19 protein-coding genes are annotated in these 15,916 nt (G+C 67.4%); all 19 read left to right on the top strand.

Going from position 1 to position 15,916, the window contains the following annotated elements:
* The first annotated feature begins 95 nt into the window (after positions 1–95).
* The 19 genes from ACFFIC_RS02160 to ACFFIC_RS02070 all read left to right on the top strand — a co-directional run bounded on the left by ACFFIC_RS02160 (position 96) and on the right by ACFFIC_RS02070 (position 15,825).
* Positions 96–533 carry a hypothetical protein gene (locus tag ACFFIC_RS02160; RefSeq protein ID WP_377048400.1) on the top strand — a complete coding sequence of 146 codons (438 nt, stop codon included), beginning with the start codon at positions 96–98 and terminating at the stop codon, positions 531–533.
* A gap of 93 nt (positions 534–626) precedes the next feature.
* Positions 627–992, top strand: a complete 366-nt coding sequence (locus tag ACFFIC_RS02155) for a hypothetical protein (RefSeq protein ID WP_377048399.1) — start codon at positions 627–629, stop codon at positions 990–992.
* A gap of 259 nt (positions 993–1,251) precedes the next feature.
* On the top strand, positions 1,252–1,866 hold the full coding sequence (locus ACFFIC_RS02150; protein WP_377048398.1) for a hypothetical protein: 615 nt from the start codon (positions 1,252–1,254) through the stop codon (positions 1,864–1,866).
* A gap of 281 nt (positions 1,867–2,147) precedes the next feature.
* Positions 2,148–3,701 (top strand): sensor histidine kinase, encoded by a 1,554-nt coding sequence (locus ACFFIC_RS02145; RefSeq protein WP_377048397.1) that lies wholly within the window; start codon positions 2,148–2,150, stop codon positions 3,699–3,701.
* 321 nt (positions 3,702–4,022) lie between these two features.
* Positions 4,023–4,259 (top strand): hypothetical protein, encoded by a 237-nt coding sequence (locus ACFFIC_RS02140; RefSeq protein WP_377048396.1) that lies wholly within the window; start codon positions 4,023–4,025, stop codon positions 4,257–4,259.
* Positions 4,260–4,417: 158 nt separating this feature from the next.
* Positions 4,418–4,690: a hypothetical protein gene (locus ACFFIC_RS02135; RefSeq protein ID WP_377048395.1), complete on the top strand. Its 273-nt coding sequence runs from the start codon at positions 4,418–4,420 to the stop codon at positions 4,688–4,690.
* Positions 4,691–5,354: 664 nt separating this feature from the next.
* Entirely contained in the window at positions 5,355–5,918 is a 564-nt protein-coding gene (locus tag ACFFIC_RS02130; protein WP_377048394.1) for a hypothetical protein, read from the top strand.
* Complete coding sequence (locus ACFFIC_RS02125; RefSeq protein ID WP_377048393.1) at positions 5,905–8,001, top strand: terminase gpA endonuclease subunit; 2,097 nt, start codon at positions 5,905–5,907, stop codon at positions 7,999–8,001. Before ACFFIC_RS02130 ends, ACFFIC_RS02125 begins: the two co-directional genes overlap by 14 nt.
* Before the next feature lie 10 nt (positions 8,002–8,011).
* Positions 8,012–8,275, top strand: a complete 264-nt coding sequence (locus tag ACFFIC_RS02120) for a hypothetical protein (protein WP_377048392.1) — start codon at positions 8,012–8,014, stop codon at positions 8,273–8,275.
* Positions 8,275–9,843 carry a phage portal protein gene (locus ACFFIC_RS02115; RefSeq protein WP_377048391.1) on the top strand — a complete coding sequence of 523 codons (1,569 nt, stop codon included), beginning with the start codon at positions 8,275–8,277 and terminating at the stop codon, positions 9,841–9,843. The genes ACFFIC_RS02120 and ACFFIC_RS02115 overlap by 1 nt, the downstream gene beginning before the upstream one ends.
* Positions 9,843–11,096 carry a S49 family peptidase gene (locus ACFFIC_RS02110; RefSeq protein ID WP_377048390.1) on the top strand — a complete coding sequence of 418 codons (1,254 nt, stop codon included), beginning with the start codon at positions 9,843–9,845 and terminating at the stop codon, positions 11,094–11,096. The genes ACFFIC_RS02115 and ACFFIC_RS02110 overlap by 1 nt, the downstream gene beginning before the upstream one ends.
* 3 nt (positions 11,097–11,099) lie before the next feature.
* Positions 11,100–11,483, top strand: a complete 384-nt coding sequence (locus ACFFIC_RS02105; protein WP_377048388.1) for a head decoration protein — start codon at positions 11,100–11,102, stop codon at positions 11,481–11,483.
* Positions 11,484–11,529: 46 nt separating this feature from the next.
* Positions 11,530–12,582 carry a major capsid protein gene (locus ACFFIC_RS02100; RefSeq protein ID WP_377048387.1) on the top strand — a complete coding sequence of 351 codons (1,053 nt, stop codon included), beginning with the start codon at positions 11,530–11,532 and terminating at the stop codon, positions 12,580–12,582.
* A gap of 21 nt (positions 12,583–12,603) precedes the next feature.
* Entirely contained in the window at positions 12,604–12,936 is a 333-nt protein-coding gene (locus tag ACFFIC_RS02095) for a head-tail joining protein (protein WP_377048386.1), read from the top strand.
* The gene (locus tag ACFFIC_RS02090) at positions 12,933–13,466 is read left to right on the top strand and encodes a hypothetical protein (protein ID WP_377048385.1); all 534 of its coding nucleotides are present in this window, start codon (positions 12,933–12,935) and stop codon (positions 13,464–13,466) included. Before ACFFIC_RS02095 ends, ACFFIC_RS02090 begins: the two co-directional genes overlap by 4 nt.
* A gap of 10 nt (positions 13,467–13,476) precedes the next feature.
* A complete protein-coding gene (locus tag ACFFIC_RS02085; RefSeq protein ID WP_377048384.1) occupies positions 13,477–13,656 on the top strand; it encodes a DUF2635 domain-containing protein in 180 nt (59 codons plus the stop codon).
* A gap of 6 nt (positions 13,657–13,662) precedes the next feature.
* On the top strand, positions 13,663–15,144 hold the full coding sequence (locus tag ACFFIC_RS02080) for a phage tail sheath subtilisin-like domain-containing protein (RefSeq protein WP_377048383.1): 1,482 nt from the start codon (positions 13,663–13,665) through the stop codon (positions 15,142–15,144).
* A 12-nt stretch (positions 15,145–15,156) separates the two neighbouring features.
* Positions 15,157–15,528, top strand: coding sequence for a phage tail tube protein (locus tag ACFFIC_RS02075; RefSeq protein WP_377048382.1), 372 nt, complete (start codon positions 15,157–15,159; stop codon positions 15,526–15,528).
* Between the two features lie 3 nt (positions 15,529–15,531).
* Positions 15,532–15,825: a phage tail assembly protein gene (locus tag ACFFIC_RS02070; RefSeq protein WP_377048381.1), complete on the top strand. Its 294-nt coding sequence runs from the start codon at positions 15,532–15,534 to the stop codon at positions 15,823–15,825.
* Positions 15,826–15,916: the final 91 nt, after the last annotated feature.

The raw sequence follows: 15,916 nt of genomic DNA, 5'->3' as shown, positions 1-15,916 counted from the left end.
CTGACCAGGGTCGGCAGGTGCTCGAGCGTGCCCGGCGCGTAGGGGCACCCGAGCGATGGGCGAGCGATTCTGACCGGGGATCACAGGGGCCAGCGATGCAGGCGAGGGGCGCAAAGGTGGAGGACGTGCTGGTCGACGTCAGAGAGGAGGCGGGCAGCTCGTACCTGGAACGGGCGTCGGTTGCGATCGTCCGGGATGGGGTGCTCGAGCACTACGTCCGCGCCGGTGCTCTCTGGGGGCGTCGCCTCGATGCGATGGTCCAGCTGGCAGGGCACTACGCCGCCTCGAAGGTGGGCGTGGGCATCGCCCGCTCCTTCACCGCGCCCAGCCACGGCGAGATGCACGATCACCATGCCGCGGAGTGGAAGCGGTTCTGCCAAGCCAGCGACCATCTCTCACCGCGCGTCCGCCCCGTAGTGGAGGATGTGGCAAGGGGGAAGTACCCGGCGGCTCATGACACGGTGGAGCGGCTCAGGGATGGCTCGCAGGAGTTGGCCGACCATTTCCGGCTCTTCCCAGACGCCAGTGTCTAAGCTTGAAATTCCGGTTGATGTGGGGTCGGCTGTACCAGCACGGCATGTGCGTGCCATCCATTCAACTTTGAACGCCCAGCACTGGAAGGTAATATGGTCAAGAAAACCGTACCGCCTGACTCGACGATCGCGAGCGTTTACGAGCGCGGCGCACTTATGAACGCCGAGGACTATGTGCGGATCGTCCTCGGGAAAACATCGGCTTGTCGGAAAGCCAAAGGGAACGCTGCGGTACGGATTGGGGTGCGGGGCGAAGGGAAGGCTCCCAACTACAGAGTGGAGTACAGTCCCGATTCTGCTGCTCGGCCAAAGGTGGATGGTGCATACAGCGGTCAAGGGCACAGCAAGCTTGCGGACGATGAGGTGCTCGATGAAGGCAATTGGAGCACCAAGGCTATGACTCTTGAAGAGGTCCAAGTGCTGCTTGGTAAGATTCGCACGGTCGGCGGCCAACCATAACTGGGCCCGAAGGAACAAGAACCGCCTGATCGACGTGATTGGCAGCGCCATGGTGGCCTTGCGAGTTCGCAGATAAGTAGGGAGCAATTTGTCGCTGTTCAGCATCACTGCTGAGGTAGGGCAGAAAGACGTCGGCAATGCACTTGACGACGTTCCAAGCCGGAATTAAATAGCGAATCAGAACGCCATAGTTGTGCCCAACGTCCGGCGGCCTTTTTGGCCCTGGGCGTTTTGCTTTTCTGAGCCCTCGGAGGCCCGAGTGCTGCAGGTCTCAGCCATCGCCGAAGTCGCCTCCGCCCGCCGCATGCTGGGGGACGCGGTCAAGCAGCTGCCCTTCGTCACAGCGCTCGCCCTGACCAGCGTGGTCAAGAAGGCCCAGGCGGAGGAGCAGCGCGCACTGCCCTCGGTCTTCGATCGCCCGACCCCGTTCACCCTGCGTGGCGTCGCCGTCCAGCCCGTGACCAAGGCGGCGCCCTCTGCCTCGGTGTTCGTCCGGCCGACGCAGGCTGCCTACCTGGCTCTGCAGGAGACCGGCGGCACGCGCCTGCCTGCCAAGCGTGCGCTGGTCATGCCGGCGGGCACGCCCCGCAACGTCTACGGGAACCTGCCGCGCAACGCCTTGTCGCGTCTGAAGGGACGCAAGGACACCTTCGTCGGTCAGGTCAACGGCGTGGGCGGGATCTGGCAGCGTCCGCCCAAGCCGAAGGGCAGGCAGGGCGCCAAGGTCGCGCCGAAGCTGCTCATCGCCTTCGAGGACCGGGCCAAGTACCAGGCGCGGTTCGGGTTCCAGACCAGAGCGGTGCGGGTGATCAAGGTTGGGCTCGCGCCCGCCTTCCGAGGTGCGATGGAGCGGGCGCTGAAGACGGCGAGATAAGCAGCATCACCTTCGAAGGCGAGGTGTCTCGGTTCCACTTCCTCAACCCTTTGATGCCGCAAGATGCGCCAGAGCGGTGGACGAAAGAGCGCCCAGGAACCTCGCCCGGCTAAGAGTGCTCTCGACCGCTCTGTATGCAAAAGACCGGAACGCCTGAGCGTATTTTGTTGAGGATTGTCAAAGCAAATCTCTAAAAAGGGCAGGCGTTCTCTCTAGGTGAGTTTTTCTGCATGGCGTACCTGCAACAGACAGCCCCGCGATGGCTAGCCCAGCAGGGCGAGATGGCCGACGTCATTCGCGCCCATGACTGGGCATCGACGCCGCTCGGCCCGATCCATGAGTGGCCGCAGAGCCTTTGCGTTGCCGTACGCCTGATCCTCGGCAGTCGCCAGCCAATGTTTATCTGGTGGGGACCGCACTTCATCCGGCTCTATAACGATGCGTGTGTTGCTATCGTGGGTCCGGAACGCCACCCGCAAATTCTGGGCGGCAGTGGTCCGCGTGACCCGACCAGCCTCTGGCTCGCTGTCGGCGAGCAAATTGAGCAAGTCATGGCCGGCGGCGAGGCGACCTGGCATGAGAACGCAATCGTACCCGTGTTCCGGCAAGGTCGCTGGACGGATGCGCGCTGGGATTACGGGCTCAGCCCGATTGACGAGCCCTCTGCATCGAACGGCGTGGGGGGGGTGCTGGCCATCTGCAAGGATGTCACCGATCAGCACGCACAGCGCGAAGCGCTACGCGCAAGTGAGGCACGGCTGCAAGCCGCGGTCGATCTAGTGGGGCTTTGCCCCCATGCTGTGGATCTGGCAACAGGCACACGTGAGTGGGATGCCAAGCTCAAAGCGATCTGGGGCCTGCCGCCAAGCGCCCATGTTGATACCACGGTCTTTCTTTCCGGCATCCACCCTGACGACCGAGCGCGCGTACAGACTGCCCTTGCGGCGCGCACCGATCCAAACGGCGACGGCATTTATCACCTGGAGTACCGCGTTATCGGAATCGAGGATCGAATCGAACGCTGGGTGTCCGTGCATGGTCAGACCACCTTCCAGGAAGGCCGGCCAGTGAACTTCGTGGGCGCGGTGCTCGACATCACAGAGAGGAAGCGGGCGGAAAAGCGGCTGCGCCTAAGCGAAAAGCGCCTCCACCTCTTGGTGGCTGAACTGCAGCACCGCACCCGAAACCTCTTGGGCGTTGTGAGCTCCATGTCGACGGGGACGCTGGCGAGCAGCGTCTCACTGGAGGAGTTTGGATCACGCTTTCAGGCCAGACTGGAAGCGATAGCGCGGGCAAACAGCCTTCTCTCGCGCCTGCACGGGGTAGAGGGGATTACCTTTGGCGTCTTGCTTAGGATGGAGTTGTCCGCCCATGGAGCCTTGGACGATGGCAGGGCCGGGCCGCAGGTGGGGCTGAAAGGGCCTGAAGGCGTGCAGCTGCGGGCGTCAGTGGTGCAGACCCTTGCTTTGGGCCTGCACGAGCTTGCGACCAACGCCCTGAAGTACGGTGCCCTGTCCCGGCCCGAAGGTCGGCTGCGTGTGCAGTGGGACATACAAGGCGGGACGGAAGGCGAAAGGCAGCTCTGGATCGAGTGGGAAGAGACAGGTGTGCCTGTGCGCCTGGGCGAGGACGCGCAACCACCCCACCGAGGCTATGGACGCGAGCTCATTGAGCAGGCCTTGCCCTATCAGCTTGGGGCAGAAACCAGCTACGAGCTGCACCGAGATGGTCTGCGCTGCACGATCAGCCTGCCTCTCGAGCCGACACGGCAGGAGATAGGCGAGCCCCCCGCTATGAACCCCCAGTCACGTCTCCCTTTGAGCTCCCTGGTCTAATGCGGGGGCGCGGCTCCCCGCTTGGCGAAGCTTCGGGCTCGCTAAGGGCGGTGAGGTGATTAAGGCGAGACTAGCTCCGGGGTTTGGAGGGGCGTTCAGGCGTGCCCTTCGTTGCTAGGCTTATCAGGGCCGGCCTCACAAAATATGTGGCAGATTGGTGGGGCGATCGGCAGGACTACTTATACGAAAGTGCAACAAAGACACACCTGGGGTGCATTAATACCACACAACCTGGAGTTGCTAGCGACTTCGTGATCTGGCGGCTTAGCTTGGTCTCATCGCACGAGGGAATTGGTCCCATCTGCGACTTGGAACCGATCGATGTTCGAGTGGGTTTTCGGGGCAGCTCTGGTCTGCCTCGTTCCGTTCACGCTTGGAGTTATCAAGCTCGGTAGGGAGATGGGAACAGGGCTTGATGCCGTCGCACCTTTGCTTTCCGAGGACATGCAGGAAGCCGCCTCGTGCTTGGTTCTAACCAGCGCACCCGCCACGCATATCGCTCATCACACCACCAACGTGGCATTGCCTGACGTGACTTCCTTGCCACAGGCTGCCTGACGCGGCGGCTTCGGATCCACCGCGGAGACTTCACCCGGAGCTTCATCTCCTCACACGACCCGCTCCCACAAAAGATCACACAACCTGAGTGGCCTTAACGATCATCACGGATTAGTGAGTTCCGTTAGCGATCGGGCAAAAAGGTGGTGAGGCGCGCAATGGGAAGAAGCATTCAGGTCGACGACGAAGTCAGTGTCGTCGTCGAACGGAAAGGCTACGGCGCCCGTGTTTGGAGATGGCGCCTCACGAACGGCACAATCAACGTAGCTGTGTCAGACCGCGCCTTCCGCTGTGCTGAGGAAGCCTATCATGAAGGCAAGACAAACCTGCTGACGCTCCAGGCAAATGATGCTCGTCTTGGTCGCCGCCGCGTCGAACCGGCGTTCATCGAGGAGGCTGAGAGCTTCGAATTCGCTGCTGAGGCACACTGAAGTCCGGCAGCGCTGATCATCTTTGATGAGCGAGCCAGGCCACGCAGGAACACCTGCGTTTCCCTAACCGCCTGAGCGCCTAGCTGGTGGGCTCCGGCGCCTGGACGCGTCACCCCCAGAAAGACTGGTAGGCAACAGCCCAAATCATCGCAGACAGAACCGCAATGAGGAAGCCGCACTTGGGGACTGGCAGTCGGTCTGACTTAGCAAAGACGTGCCGCTCTAATGACATCGAATAGGTCATTGGCCCTCAGTTCAGAGTTGCCTCGTTTCACACGTATTCTGCTTCTTGGCCTCAGCATGCGGCTAGGCGGCCGCCTGCGTTCGTGAACCGAGGTAAGGTGGCCGCGACAACACAAGCAATACTTCGCAACGTGGGGACGAGGGCAGACGCGTAGATTGCCTGCCCATCATCTACCGAGGGTTAATAAGTAGGCTGTCCGTCCTAAAACGAACCCAGACCTTACGAGCATCATCTCGCGAGCTGTGTTTTGGACGTTACGCTCGCCTGGTCACCGGTCGACGCTCGCGAGTGCACCTGGAGACGCCTCATCGCGGCTCATGGGTCCTTCCTAGCGATCCCTGCCTCCGCGGGTATTTCGCGCCCCGTCTCTCGCGAGCGTCTGATCTGAAAACTCGTTGACAACAACATTGAGGTGTCTGGATGAGCGCCGCGTTGGCGGATGAGCGGCCGAAGCGCCGGCGTCCTCTATCGCCGGCCACCCCTGCTGCCCCCGCAGTCCCGTCGAAGGCTCGAACTCTGAATAAACGCGAGCTTTGCTGGGAAGCGGGCATATCGCGTCAACACCTGGACGATCGCATCGCGCGCGATCCGAGGTTTCCCATCCTGCGCCGGGGTGGCGGGAACGGCGACAGCTGGGAGTTCGACGCCGACGCGGCGCTGGCCCGCCTGGCTGATGACCTGCCGAAGCAGGACGGCGATCTCTCGCCGAACCAGCAGTTCATGGCCTTGCGGGTCCTGCGCATGGAGCGGGACATGGCCACGGAGGCGGGGGGTCTCCTGGTCGCCGCCGAGATGCGGGTGGCGCTGGCCCGCGGGCTGACCGGCCTTCGCCGAGGCCTGACCGGATCGCTTGTCGCGAAGGCGGCCGAGAAGCTGGGGCTGACCCGCGAGCAGCAGCGCCTCCTCAGGGGGCTGATCGAGGACGAGCTGCGGACCTTTGTCGCAGGCATGGCGCAGACGGGGTTGCCCGATGCTGACGAGTGACCCAGGGCCCTTCGCGGACGCGGAGGCCCTGGTGCTGGACGCCTTCTCCGCACTGATACCGCCGGAGCGCCTGGCACTGTCCGACTATGCGGCGCGGAACCGGCTGCTTACGGACGGGATCGGAGAGGAGGCAAAGCCCTTCGACCCATCCCGGGTGCCCTACCTGCAGGGGCCTTCGGATGCCCTGACCTCCGGCGAGTACACCACGGTCGCCATCCCTGGCCCGGGCCAGTGCGCGAAGACGACGGTGGCGGAGAACTGGCTTCAGCTGACGGTCGAGACCGACCCGGCCAGCTTCCTCTGGTACATGCAGACGAAGCCGGGCGTGGAGGCCTACGTCAAGAAGCGGATCGAGCCCATGATCCGGGTCCATCCCCAGATGGCCGGGCGCATCGGGTCTGACCCCTCTGACGACAGCCTGGCCTTCAAGAACTTTGGGGTGATGCAGGCCGAGTTCCTGTCCTTCGGCAAGAACACCCTGATCAACAAGAACGCCCCAAGGATCGTGGCGGACGAGGTCGACAACTACGACCTCTCCGAGCTGGGCGAGGCGAAGCCGGTACTGGACATTCGGCGGCAGGTGTTCGGCGAGGACAGCTGTCTGCTGATGATGTCGCACCCCGACCTGGCCGTGGGCATGTCCCCGGCCGGCTGGAAGCGCGGGATCATGGCCGTCTACGCCGACAGCACCCGCGGCACCTGGTGGTGGCCATGCCCGCGCTGCGGCGCGCACAGCAGCCCGAACCCGGGTGCATCGCGGTTCATGGCGCTGGACTACCCAGCCGATGCGCCGCTGGACGAGGTGCAGGAGGCCACGCGGCTGGCCTGCCCCACCTGCGGCGGCTTGATCGAGGATCGCGAGCGCCGCGCCATGAATGCGGCAGGCCGCTGGATCGGTCTCGGCGAGGAGATCGACGAGGACGGCCGGGTGACCGGCTCGCTGCGCCGGCACTCGACCTACGGCGCCTGGATCGTGGGGGCGATGAGCCCCTTCGTCCTGGGCGGCATCGGCGGCCTCGCCCGCGCCCGTGTCTCGGCTGAGCGCGAGATGGAGCGGCTGGGCGACGAGAAGACGCTGCGCCAGGTCGTGGTGAAGCAGTGGGGCTTCCCGTTCGTGCCGACCCGCCGGGTGGGGAGCGTAGATGCTGGCACGGTGGCTGACAGGGCTGAAGGCGGGCTGACGCTGAACCAGGTGCCACACGGCGTCCGGTTCATCACCGCTTGGGCCGACGTGCAGGCCAACCGCTTCGAGCTGATCCGGCGCGGCTGGGGTGTCGCTGGCGAGAGCTGGGTGCTGGCGACGGAGCGCCTGACGGCGGAGACCGCCACGGACCCGGCGAGCTGGGACGCGCTGCTGGAGGCGCTGCGGCGCCCCCTGCCGCTGGCGGATGGCTCCGGGCGCTTCATGCGGCCGCGAGCCGTCGGGATGGACCTTGGCGGCTCAGCGGGCGTCACCTCCCGCGCCTACGAGGCATGGATGCGGTGGCGGGCCGCCGGCAAGGTGCGACTGCTGGGCAAGGCGGACGGGCGGGATGCCTGGGACGTGCTGCCGACGCAGGGCGCGCCCGGGCTGAATGCGGCCCGGCTGCAGGTGATCTACCCCGAGGACGTGCGGAAGGACCGCAAGGCCAGCGGCGTCGCCCGCGGTCAGGTGCCGGTCGCGCGCTTCAACCCGAACCTGTTCAAGGACGATCTCGCCGCGCAGCTCGAGCGGGCTGAGCCGGGTGCCTGGTTCGTCCACTTCCCGGACGGGCTGAAGGACCGGGCCGGCCCACCGCATAGCTGGTTCGAGCAGCTCGTCGCCGAGCGCCGCCTGCCGACGGGCGCCTGGCAGAAAGCCGCTTCCGGCGCGCGCAACGAGGCGGGCGACATGATGGTCGGCTCGCACGTGCTGGCGCGGCTGCACGGGGTAGGGCGGATCGACTGGAACAACCCGCCCGCCTGGGCGGCGCCCTGGGACGAGAACCCACTGGTCGGGCTGCCGGAGGCCATCAGCCCCGCGCCGCTACCGCCGGCGGCAGTGCAGCCGCGCATGTACCGGCCGATGCGCCGGGCCAGTAGCAGGTCGTCAATGATGGATTGAGGAGGGGCGCATGTCAGATAGCGCTGCGGCCCTGATCGCGGCCGAGTATGCGGCCGCCGTGGCGCGCCTCGCGCAGGTTCGCGAGATGCAGACCAACGGCATTTCAAAGATCTCGGTCGGTGATCAGCTCATCGTCTACGCCACGGGTGCGGAGCTTGCGGCCGCGGTTGCAGCTCAGCAGGCAGAGGTAGCCCGCCTGGAGGTCCTGCTCGGCCTCCGGGTCGCCCGCGTTCCGGCGCGCCAGGTGCGGTTCATCGCCGACAAGGGCCTCTGATGGGCCTGCTGACCAGCCTCGGGGACAACGTGCGGCGCGGTGTGTCAGCCGCTCTGCCGTGGGTCGGGCTCGGCGGTAACTCTACCGCAGGGCTGGAGGCCGGCGCCGGCGCGCGGCGGCTGCGGAACTTCCGGCCAGGCCCTGCCCACGTCAACACGCTGGTGGCCAACGCCGGGCGGACCGTCACGGAGCGAGCGCGCTGGCTCGTCCGGAACAACGCCTACGCCATCAACGCCGTCGATTGGTGGGGCAGCGCGGTGGTCGGCTCCGGAATCACCCCGTCCTGGGGCGTAGAGGATCAGCGACTCAAGGCCGCGCTGCGCGCGACCTGGGACGAGTGGACGGATGAAGCCGATGCCGAGGGGCTGACCGACTTCTATGGCCTGATGCGTCGCGGCGTGCGGGAGATGTTCATCACGGGCGAGGTGTTCTACCGGCTGCGGTACCGCCGCCCGGGGGACGGGCTCACCGTGCCTCTGCAGCTGCAGATGCTGCCCTCCGAGATGCTGGACACCGCGTACAACCTTCGCCTCGAGAACGGGAACACCGTTCGCCAGGGCATCGAGTTCGACCTGATCGGACGCCGGGTGGCCTACTGGTTCTGGCGGGTGCATCCGGCGGACAGCACTGAGCAGACTGGCTTCGCGGGACAGCGCAGCCGCGTCCCGGCTGCTGAGGTGATCCACCTACTGGACCCGGTCGAGGCCGGCCAGATCCGTGGCCTGTCCCGCTTTGCCAACGTGGTCGTCCAGCTGTTCACGCTCGACCAGTACGACGACGCCGAGCTGGAGCGGAAGAAGGTCGCCGCCCTCTTCGCCGGCTTCATCACGCGCCCGGCGGAGGTGGACCCGGAGGAGAACATCGTCGGCGTACCGCTGCCGGGTGCCGGCCTACTGGCTGGCGGCGGGCCGCCGATCGAGGCCGCGATCGCAGGGCTGGAAGCTGGGACCATGCAGGTCCTGATGCCTGGCGAGGGTGTGGAGTTCGCCGAGCCGGCGGACGTCGGCGGGAACTACGAGGCCTTCCAGTTCCGCGCCCTTCTCCGGATCGGCGTAGGCCTGGGCGTACCCTACCACGGCCTCACGGGCGACATGACCCGCGGGAACTACGGCAACACGCGGGCTTCCAGCCTGGACGCGCGCCGCCGCACCGAGGCGTTCCAGTGGAGCGTCGTGATCTTCGGGTTCTGCAGACGCGTCGCGGCCGCCTGGACGGCGCAGGCCGCGCTGGCTGGAGCGGTGCCGGGCATGACGGCCGAGGCCTTCGCTCGCACGCCCAAGGCCTTCAACAAGATCCGGTGGATGCCGCCGCCCTGGGGCTGGGTGGACCCGCTGAAGGACGTCCAGGCGGACGCCTTGATGGTCGAGAACGGGTTTAAGGCTCGCTCCGAGGTCATGGAGGCCAACGGCTTCGATGCCGAGGAGACGGACCGCCGTCGAGCGGCTGACCAGGAGCGTGAGGAGCGGCTGGGTTTGACCCGGCCCGCACCAGCAGCGCCTGGCGCCACCACCCAGACCGAAGAGGACGACCAGGCGCCCGCAAAGCCGGCCGACCCAGGGAGCACCTGATGCCGCACCTTCCGCACGTCGCGGCACGCCTCTTCGGCACGCCGCTGATGGTGCACGAGCGCAAGCTGCGGGCGATCGTGGCCGGCATCGGCCCGCGCCTCGGCGTGCACCCCGGCGCCTTTGAAGACGACGAATACTATGACCGGCCCAGGCCGGAGCGCCGGCCCTACACCGTGACCCCGGGAGGCATCGCCCTGGTGCCGGTGGTGGGCCTGCTGGCGAACCGGGCCGGGATGATCGACGCGTCCAGCTCGCCCATGCGCGGCTATGACGGCATCGTCTCGGATGTGTCCCGGGCCCTCGCCGACGGTGACGTGCGCGGAGTGGTGCTGGACATCGAGAGCCCGGGCGGTGAGGCACTCGGCTGCTTCGACGCGGCGAAGGCGCTTTCGGCCATGCGGGGCGGCAAGCCCATCATCGCCGCGGCCAACGCCTATGCCTACTCGGCCGCCTACGCCATCGCTTCTGCCTGCGACATGATCTTCGTGCCCCAGTCCGGGGAAGTTGGGTCCATCGGCGTGGTGGCAGTGCACGTCGATGAGTCCGGCGCGGACGCCAAGGACGGGCTGGCCTGGAGCTACATTTTCCAGGGCGCCCACAAGGTGGACGGCAACCCGCACGAGCCGCTGACGGATGCCGCGCGCACCGACATCGAGGGGCAGGTCGCGCACCTCTACGGCCTGTTCGTCAACGGCGTCGCCGAGAGCCGGCGGATGGATCCGGAGGCCGTTCGCGCCACCGAAGCCCGCTGCCTCAATGCCAGCGAAGCCATCACTGCTGGTATCGCGGATCGGATCGGAACGCTCGCGGATGCGATCGCCGAGGCTGAGACGCGGTCCGCGAAGACCTCACCCACCCGCGGCCGCACCGGCGCGCGCATCACCTCTCTGAAAGGTAGCCGCATGAACGAAGACGACATGCAGGCCGCGCGGGAAGCCGCCGCGGCGCAGGAACAGGCCCTTGCGGCCGCGCGGACGGAGGCGACCCAGGCCGCTCTCGCCCAGGCCGCCGGCATCATGGAGATGTGCCAGGCGCACGGCCGGCCGCAGGACGCCGCCGCCCACATCGCCGCCGGCCGCTCGCGTGGCGAGGTGGCCGAGGCGCTGCTGACGGCCAAGGCCGCTGACCAGGCCGAGCGCACCACCAGCGCGGCGCACCCCGTCGGGAACGAGCGCAAGGGGCCAGCCGGCCCGAACGCGACCGACATCTACGCCCGCCTCAACCAGAGCGCCGCCGCGCGCAAGGGGGTCTGAGCCATGCCCACCACCGTCCTCAACGACGCCATCCGCCCCGGCGCCTACATCGTCTCCGAGGCCAATGCCTCCCGCTCGCGCGAGGTCGTGGTGATCGCGGGCGGCGTGGCCGCCGACTACAATCCCGGCACGGTGCTCGGTCAGATCACCGCCTCCAAAAAGTTCACCATCCTGACCCCGGGCGCCAGCGACGGCAGCCAGAACGCCGCGGCGATCTACTACGGGTTCGGTGACGCGCTCGCGAACGGCGACCTTCGGGCGGCCGCGCATGTGCGGGACATGGAGGCCAACGGTCTCTACCTGACCTGGCCGGCGGGCATCTCCACGCCGCAGCTGAACGCCGCCATGGCGGCCCTGACCGCCCTCGGCATCCTCGTCCGCACCTGATCCCGAAACCCGCCGGCCCGTTGGTCGCCGGCTTGGAGAATACGCCATGTCCGGCACCATGATGGATATCTTCGGTGGGGACGCTTTCAGCAGCGTCACCCTCACCACCGAGGTGAACCGCAACTTCCCCTACATCCCGACCTTCCTGCGCGATCTGGGGATTGCCCCGGCACAGGGCATGGTGACCCTGGATGCGGCCTTCGAAAGCGAGACGGGCGGCATCCGCCTCATGTCCGCGATCCCCCGTGGCGCTCCGCCGAGCCAGCACGGCCGGACGGTCTCCTCCATGCGCCCCCTGCGCGCCTACCACTTCTCTCGCGAGGTGGAGGTCAACGCCGACGAGCTGCTCGCCCTCCGCGCCCGCGGCACCCTGACCCCGGAGAGCGCCCAGGGGCTGATGCTCCAGCGCACCGACGGCCCCGCGGGGCTGAAGGTGGAGTGGGCGCTTACTCTGGAGCACATGCTGCTCGGCGCCATCGACGGCGTGGTCTACGACGCCGACAACACCACCATCCTGTACGACTTCTACGCCTGGACGGGCACCACCCGGCCGACGGCGGTGAACCTGCCCATCTCCACCATGACCGCCGACACCGCGATCTTCGACGGCTTCGGCACCACCGTCCGTCGCCAGATCACCAAGGCGTTGAACGGCATGGCGGTCGGCACCGGTACGCTGATGTCGCTGTGCGGCGACAACTTCTTCGACGGTCTCGTGACCTCGAAGGAGATCCGTGCGGCGCGAAAGAATGGCGCCATGGGCAACCAGGACGCTGCGCTCCGCATCGCCGACAACTCGCCCTACTCGGCCTTCACCTACGCCGGCGTGGTCTGGGTGAACTACCGCGGTACGGACGACTCCATCGTGAGCGTGCCGACGGACGAGGCGCGCCTGTTCATGGCGGGGGTGCCGGGCCTTTTCCAGACGCTCTATGCGCCGGCCGACACCTTCGAGACGGTCAGCGCGGTGGGGCTGCCCCTCTACCTGCTCTTCAACGCCAGCCGGCAGACCGAGAAGCGCATGGTGGCGGAGCTGCAGTCGAACCCGCTGATCGCCTGCCTGCGGCCGCAGAGCCTGCTGCGCCTCACCAAGTCCTGACGCTGGCGGGGGCACAAGCCGATGGTGGACTTCGACGCGCTGCTGTTCCGGCCGATCCAGTCCACCTTCGGGACCCCCGTCAGCTACCTCTCGCCCGACGGGATGGTGAGCTTGCCCGCCCTTCGCGGCGTGATGCTCCGCGCCGCCATCCCGCTCGATGGTGATGCCGAGAACACCGGCGGCATCACCCAGTCCCGGGACGTTCTTCGGTTCCGGTCCTCCATCTTCCCGCCAGGTGTCGAGCCCGAGCAGGGCGCGCTCGTGGTGGTCAACGGCGAGCGCAGCATCATCACGGACGTGATGAGCGATCCGCGAGGGTACTACGACTGCCCGCTGGCGATCGCCGCCGGATGAGCAGCGGCCCTGTCGGCCCGGGCTGGCGCGCCGACGTCCGCGACCGCGTGGCGGCGATCCTTGCCGATCAGGTGCCGGTGCTGAACGGGCGTGTGCACCGGGCCCGGGTCTGGCCGGTGAGCAGCAAGCCTGCCCTGCTCGTCTACGGCTACGCCGAGCGGAAGGAGCCGACCACGCAAGGCGGCTTCCAGCACCAGTTCCGCGTCACCTCCGCCCTGATCATTCGCGTACTGACCGAGGGGCCGATCGCCACACAGGCCGAGGTCGCCTGCGAGGACATCTGCGGCCAAGTCGAGCGCGCCATTCTCCGCTCGCCGGCACTCTTCTCCCCCACCGAAGGCATCCTCCAGCGGTGCGCCGGCGTGACCACGCAGCTCTCCGCCGAGCAGAAGGAACGCGCGATCGAGGTGGAGGCCACGATCGAGTTCCAGCTGGTCTGGGAGGAGGTCTTCACCATGGCCGAGCCCGACACCTCCGAATGCGCCGCCGTCTCGGTCGTCATCACCGACCCCTCTATTCCGTCCGCCTAGGAGCCCCACCATGCACGTGAAGCCTGCCCGGGGGATGCAGATCCCGGATCCGGACCTGCGCGACTTCCTCCCCGCGGAAGGCCGCGAGGTGGTCCCGTCCGAATACTGGACCCGCCGCCTGGCCGACGGGGACGTGCGCAAGGTTGAACCGCCCGCGCAGCCCGCCGCGGCGCGCACCCCGAAGGAGTAGCCGGCCGTGGTCAGCTTCAACGAAATCCCGGGCGGCGGCGCTCTCCGCGTCCCGTTCTTCTTCGCCGAGTTGGACGCCACCGGCGCCAACCGAGGCGGGCGGCTGCCCAAGGCGCTGGTGATCGGCCAGATGGTCGCGGCAGGCACGCTCACACCCGGCGTCCCGGTGCTCTGCCAGGGTGCCGGTTGGGCCAAGAGCGCGGCCGGGCAGGGGTCCATGCTCGCCCTGATGGCAGCGCAGTACCGCGCCCGCGACGAGTTCGGCCCGCTCTACCTGCTGCCTCTGGCGGACGATGCCGCTGGCGTGGCCGCCACCGGGAGCATCCAGGTCACCGCGGCCGCTACGGCCCCGGGCACCTTCGTCCGCAAGATCGCCGGCCAGCGCGTCTCGGTGGCGGTGTCGTCCGCCCAGACGACCGCCCAGGCCGCCGCGGCGATCGGCGCCGCCATCAACGCCCTGTCCGACCTGCCCGTGACGGCGACGGTTTCCACCAACACGGTGACCATCACGGCGCGGAACAAGGGGCTCGGCGGCAACGAGATCACGGTCACCACGACCGACGACGCGCCCCCGGCCGGGATGGCAGTGACCGTGGTGCAGCCCACCGGTGGAGCCGGCAACCCGGTGACCGCGCTGACGAACGCGCTGGCGCTGCTGGGGGACGCCGACTTCGACTACATCGCCATGCCCTTCACCGACACGTCCAGCCTGGACGCGCTGCGGGCGCACCTGGTGACGCGTTGGTCCTGGTCGCGGATGCTTTATGGCGGCGCCTTCGCCAGTGTGCGTGGGACGCTGGGCACCGTCACCACCATGGGTACCGCCCGCAACGATCCGCACGTCTGCATCATGGGCGCCGACAGCGCGCCGGAGCCGGGCTGGATCTGGGCGGCGGACATCACGGCCGCCGCGGCGACCAGCCTCCGGGCCGACCCCGGCCGGCCGCTGCAGACGGTGGCGCTTAACGTCCAGCCGCCGCCGATCGACAAGCGCTGGGGGCTGGGCGACCGCAACGCACTGCTGTTCTCGGGCATCGCGACCTTCACCACGGATGCCGACGGGCAGGTCCGCATCGAGCGGCTGATCACGACCTTCCAGCGCAACGCCTTCGGTCAGCCCGATGACAGCTTGCTGGACGTGGAGCGGAACTACCAGGCCGCCGACATCCTCCGCCGCATGCGGAGCTACGTCGAGACGACCTACCCGCGCATGAAACTGGCCGACGACGGGACCAACTTCCGCCCCGGTGCCCGCGTCGTCACGCCGAGCATGATCCGCCGCGCCCTGATCGCCTTCTACAAGAGCATGGAGAAGGACGGCCTGGTGCAGAACAGCGCCGCCTTCGCCACGGCCCTGGTGGTGGAGCGCGCAACCGGCAACCGCTGCCGTGTGGACGGCATCGCGCCGATCGTCCCCGTCGACCAGCTCCGTCAGGTCGCGATCCAGGCCCAGCTCCGGGACGCCGTCGGCGTCGCCGGCGCGCTGTAAGGGAGAGACCTCATGTCCGACACGACGCGCCGGATCGCTGGTGGCGCCTATGCCACGGTGGACGGCCTCTCCTTACCCCTGGTGGGCAACCCGAAGTACCGCCCGGCGACGGTCACCCGCGAGAGCCTGACCGGCATGGACTCGGTGCACGGGTACTCCGAGAAGCCGCAGCCCGGCATGATCGGTTTCCAGTGCCGCGATATGCTCGGCGTGGGCATCGCCGCCATGCAGGACTGGACCAACGTGACGGTCGAGCTCCGCCTGAACAACGGCAAGGTCGTCACCGGCACCGGCATGTGGAACACGGCCGCGGTGGAGGTGAACTCGGCGGACGCCACCTTCGACCTCACCTTCGAGGGCGATAATGTGGTGATGGAGGAGTAGCGCGTGGACGACACCGACGAGGCCGAAGCCCTCCCGGCCACCCTAACCATCCGCTTCGAGCCGCCAATCTCCTTCAGCGGCAAGGAGTATTCGGAGGTCACCTTGCGCGAGCCGACCACCCAGCAGTTCGCGGACGCGCAAGACCTCGGCGGCATTCGCAGCATTCAGCACTTGGTGCACGTGGTGGGTGGGCTGCCCAAGCCCGTGGCCGCCCTGATCCCCATCTCCAAGACGATGCAGGCGGACGCGTTCTTTGTCCGTTTCACAAGGCCCGCCCCAGCAACCTCGAGCACCTGATCGCCGATCTCACGGCGTTCTTTCCGGGCTGGGGGCCTGAGGCGGGGTGGAACATGACCGCCACCCGGCTCCGGTGGTGGGCGGCACAGGC

The sequence above is a fragment of the Muricoccus vinaceus genome (assembly GCF_042433125.1).
GTDB lineage: Bacteria > Pseudomonadota > Alphaproteobacteria > Acetobacterales > Acetobacteraceae > Roseomonas > Roseomonas vinacea.
Note: the sequence above shows the minus strand (reverse complement) of the source record. Positions and strands in the feature narration are given on the sequence as shown.

What these genes read in the sequence shown, in the direction of transcription:
- ACFFIC_RS02120 (WP_377048392.1), top strand. Translation starts at nt 8,012, where the DNA reads ATGTCAGATAGCGCTGCGGCCCTGATCGCGGCCGAGTATGCGGCCGCC.
- ACFFIC_RS02140 (WP_377048396.1), top strand. Translation starts at nt 4,023, where the DNA reads ATGTTCGAGTGGGTTTTCGGGGCAGCTCTGGTCTGCCTCGTTCCGTTC.
- ACFFIC_RS02085 (WP_377048384.1), top strand. Translation starts at nt 13,477, where the DNA reads ATGCACGTGAAGCCTGCCCGGGGGATGCAGATCCCGGATCCGGACCTG.
- ACFFIC_RS02160 (WP_377048400.1), top strand. Translation starts at nt 96, where the DNA reads ATGCAGGCGAGGGGCGCAAAGGTGGAGGACGTGCTGGTCGACGTCAGA.
- ACFFIC_RS02135 (WP_377048395.1), top strand. Translation starts at nt 4,418, where the DNA reads ATGGGAAGAAGCATTCAGGTCGACGACGAAGTCAGTGTCGTCGTCGAA.
- ACFFIC_RS02130 (WP_377048394.1), top strand. Translation starts at nt 5,355, where the DNA reads ATGAGCGCCGCGTTGGCGGATGAGCGGCCGAAGCGCCGGCGTCCTCTA.
- ACFFIC_RS02155 (WP_377048399.1), top strand. Translation starts at nt 627, where the DNA reads ATGGTCAAGAAAACCGTACCGCCTGACTCGACGATCGCGAGCGTTTAC.
- ACFFIC_RS02105 (WP_377048388.1), top strand. Translation starts at nt 11,100, where the DNA reads ATGCCCACCACCGTCCTCAACGACGCCATCCGCCCCGGCGCCTACATC.
- ACFFIC_RS02095 (WP_377048386.1), top strand. Translation starts at nt 12,604, where the DNA reads ATGGTGGACTTCGACGCGCTGCTGTTCCGGCCGATCCAGTCCACCTTC.
- ACFFIC_RS02125 (WP_377048393.1), top strand. Translation starts at nt 5,905, where the DNA reads ATGCTGACGAGTGACCCAGGGCCCTTCGCGGACGCGGAGGCCCTGGTG.
- ACFFIC_RS02090 (WP_377048385.1), top strand. Translation starts at nt 12,933, where the DNA reads ATGAGCAGCGGCCCTGTCGGCCCGGGCTGGCGCGCCGACGTCCGCGAC.
- ACFFIC_RS02115 (WP_377048391.1), top strand. Translation starts at nt 8,275, where the DNA reads ATGGGCCTGCTGACCAGCCTCGGGGACAACGTGCGGCGCGGTGTGTCA.
- ACFFIC_RS02075 (WP_377048382.1), top strand. Translation starts at nt 15,157, where the DNA reads ATGTCCGACACGACGCGCCGGATCGCTGGTGGCGCCTATGCCACGGTG.
- ACFFIC_RS02100 (WP_377048387.1), top strand. Translation starts at nt 11,530, where the DNA reads ATGTCCGGCACCATGATGGATATCTTCGGTGGGGACGCTTTCAGCAGC.
- ACFFIC_RS02110 (WP_377048390.1), top strand. Translation starts at nt 9,843, where the DNA reads ATGCCGCACCTTCCGCACGTCGCGGCACGCCTCTTCGGCACGCCGCTG.
- ACFFIC_RS02145 (WP_377048397.1), top strand. Translation starts at nt 2,148, where the DNA reads ATGGCCGACGTCATTCGCGCCCATGACTGGGCATCGACGCCGCTCGGC.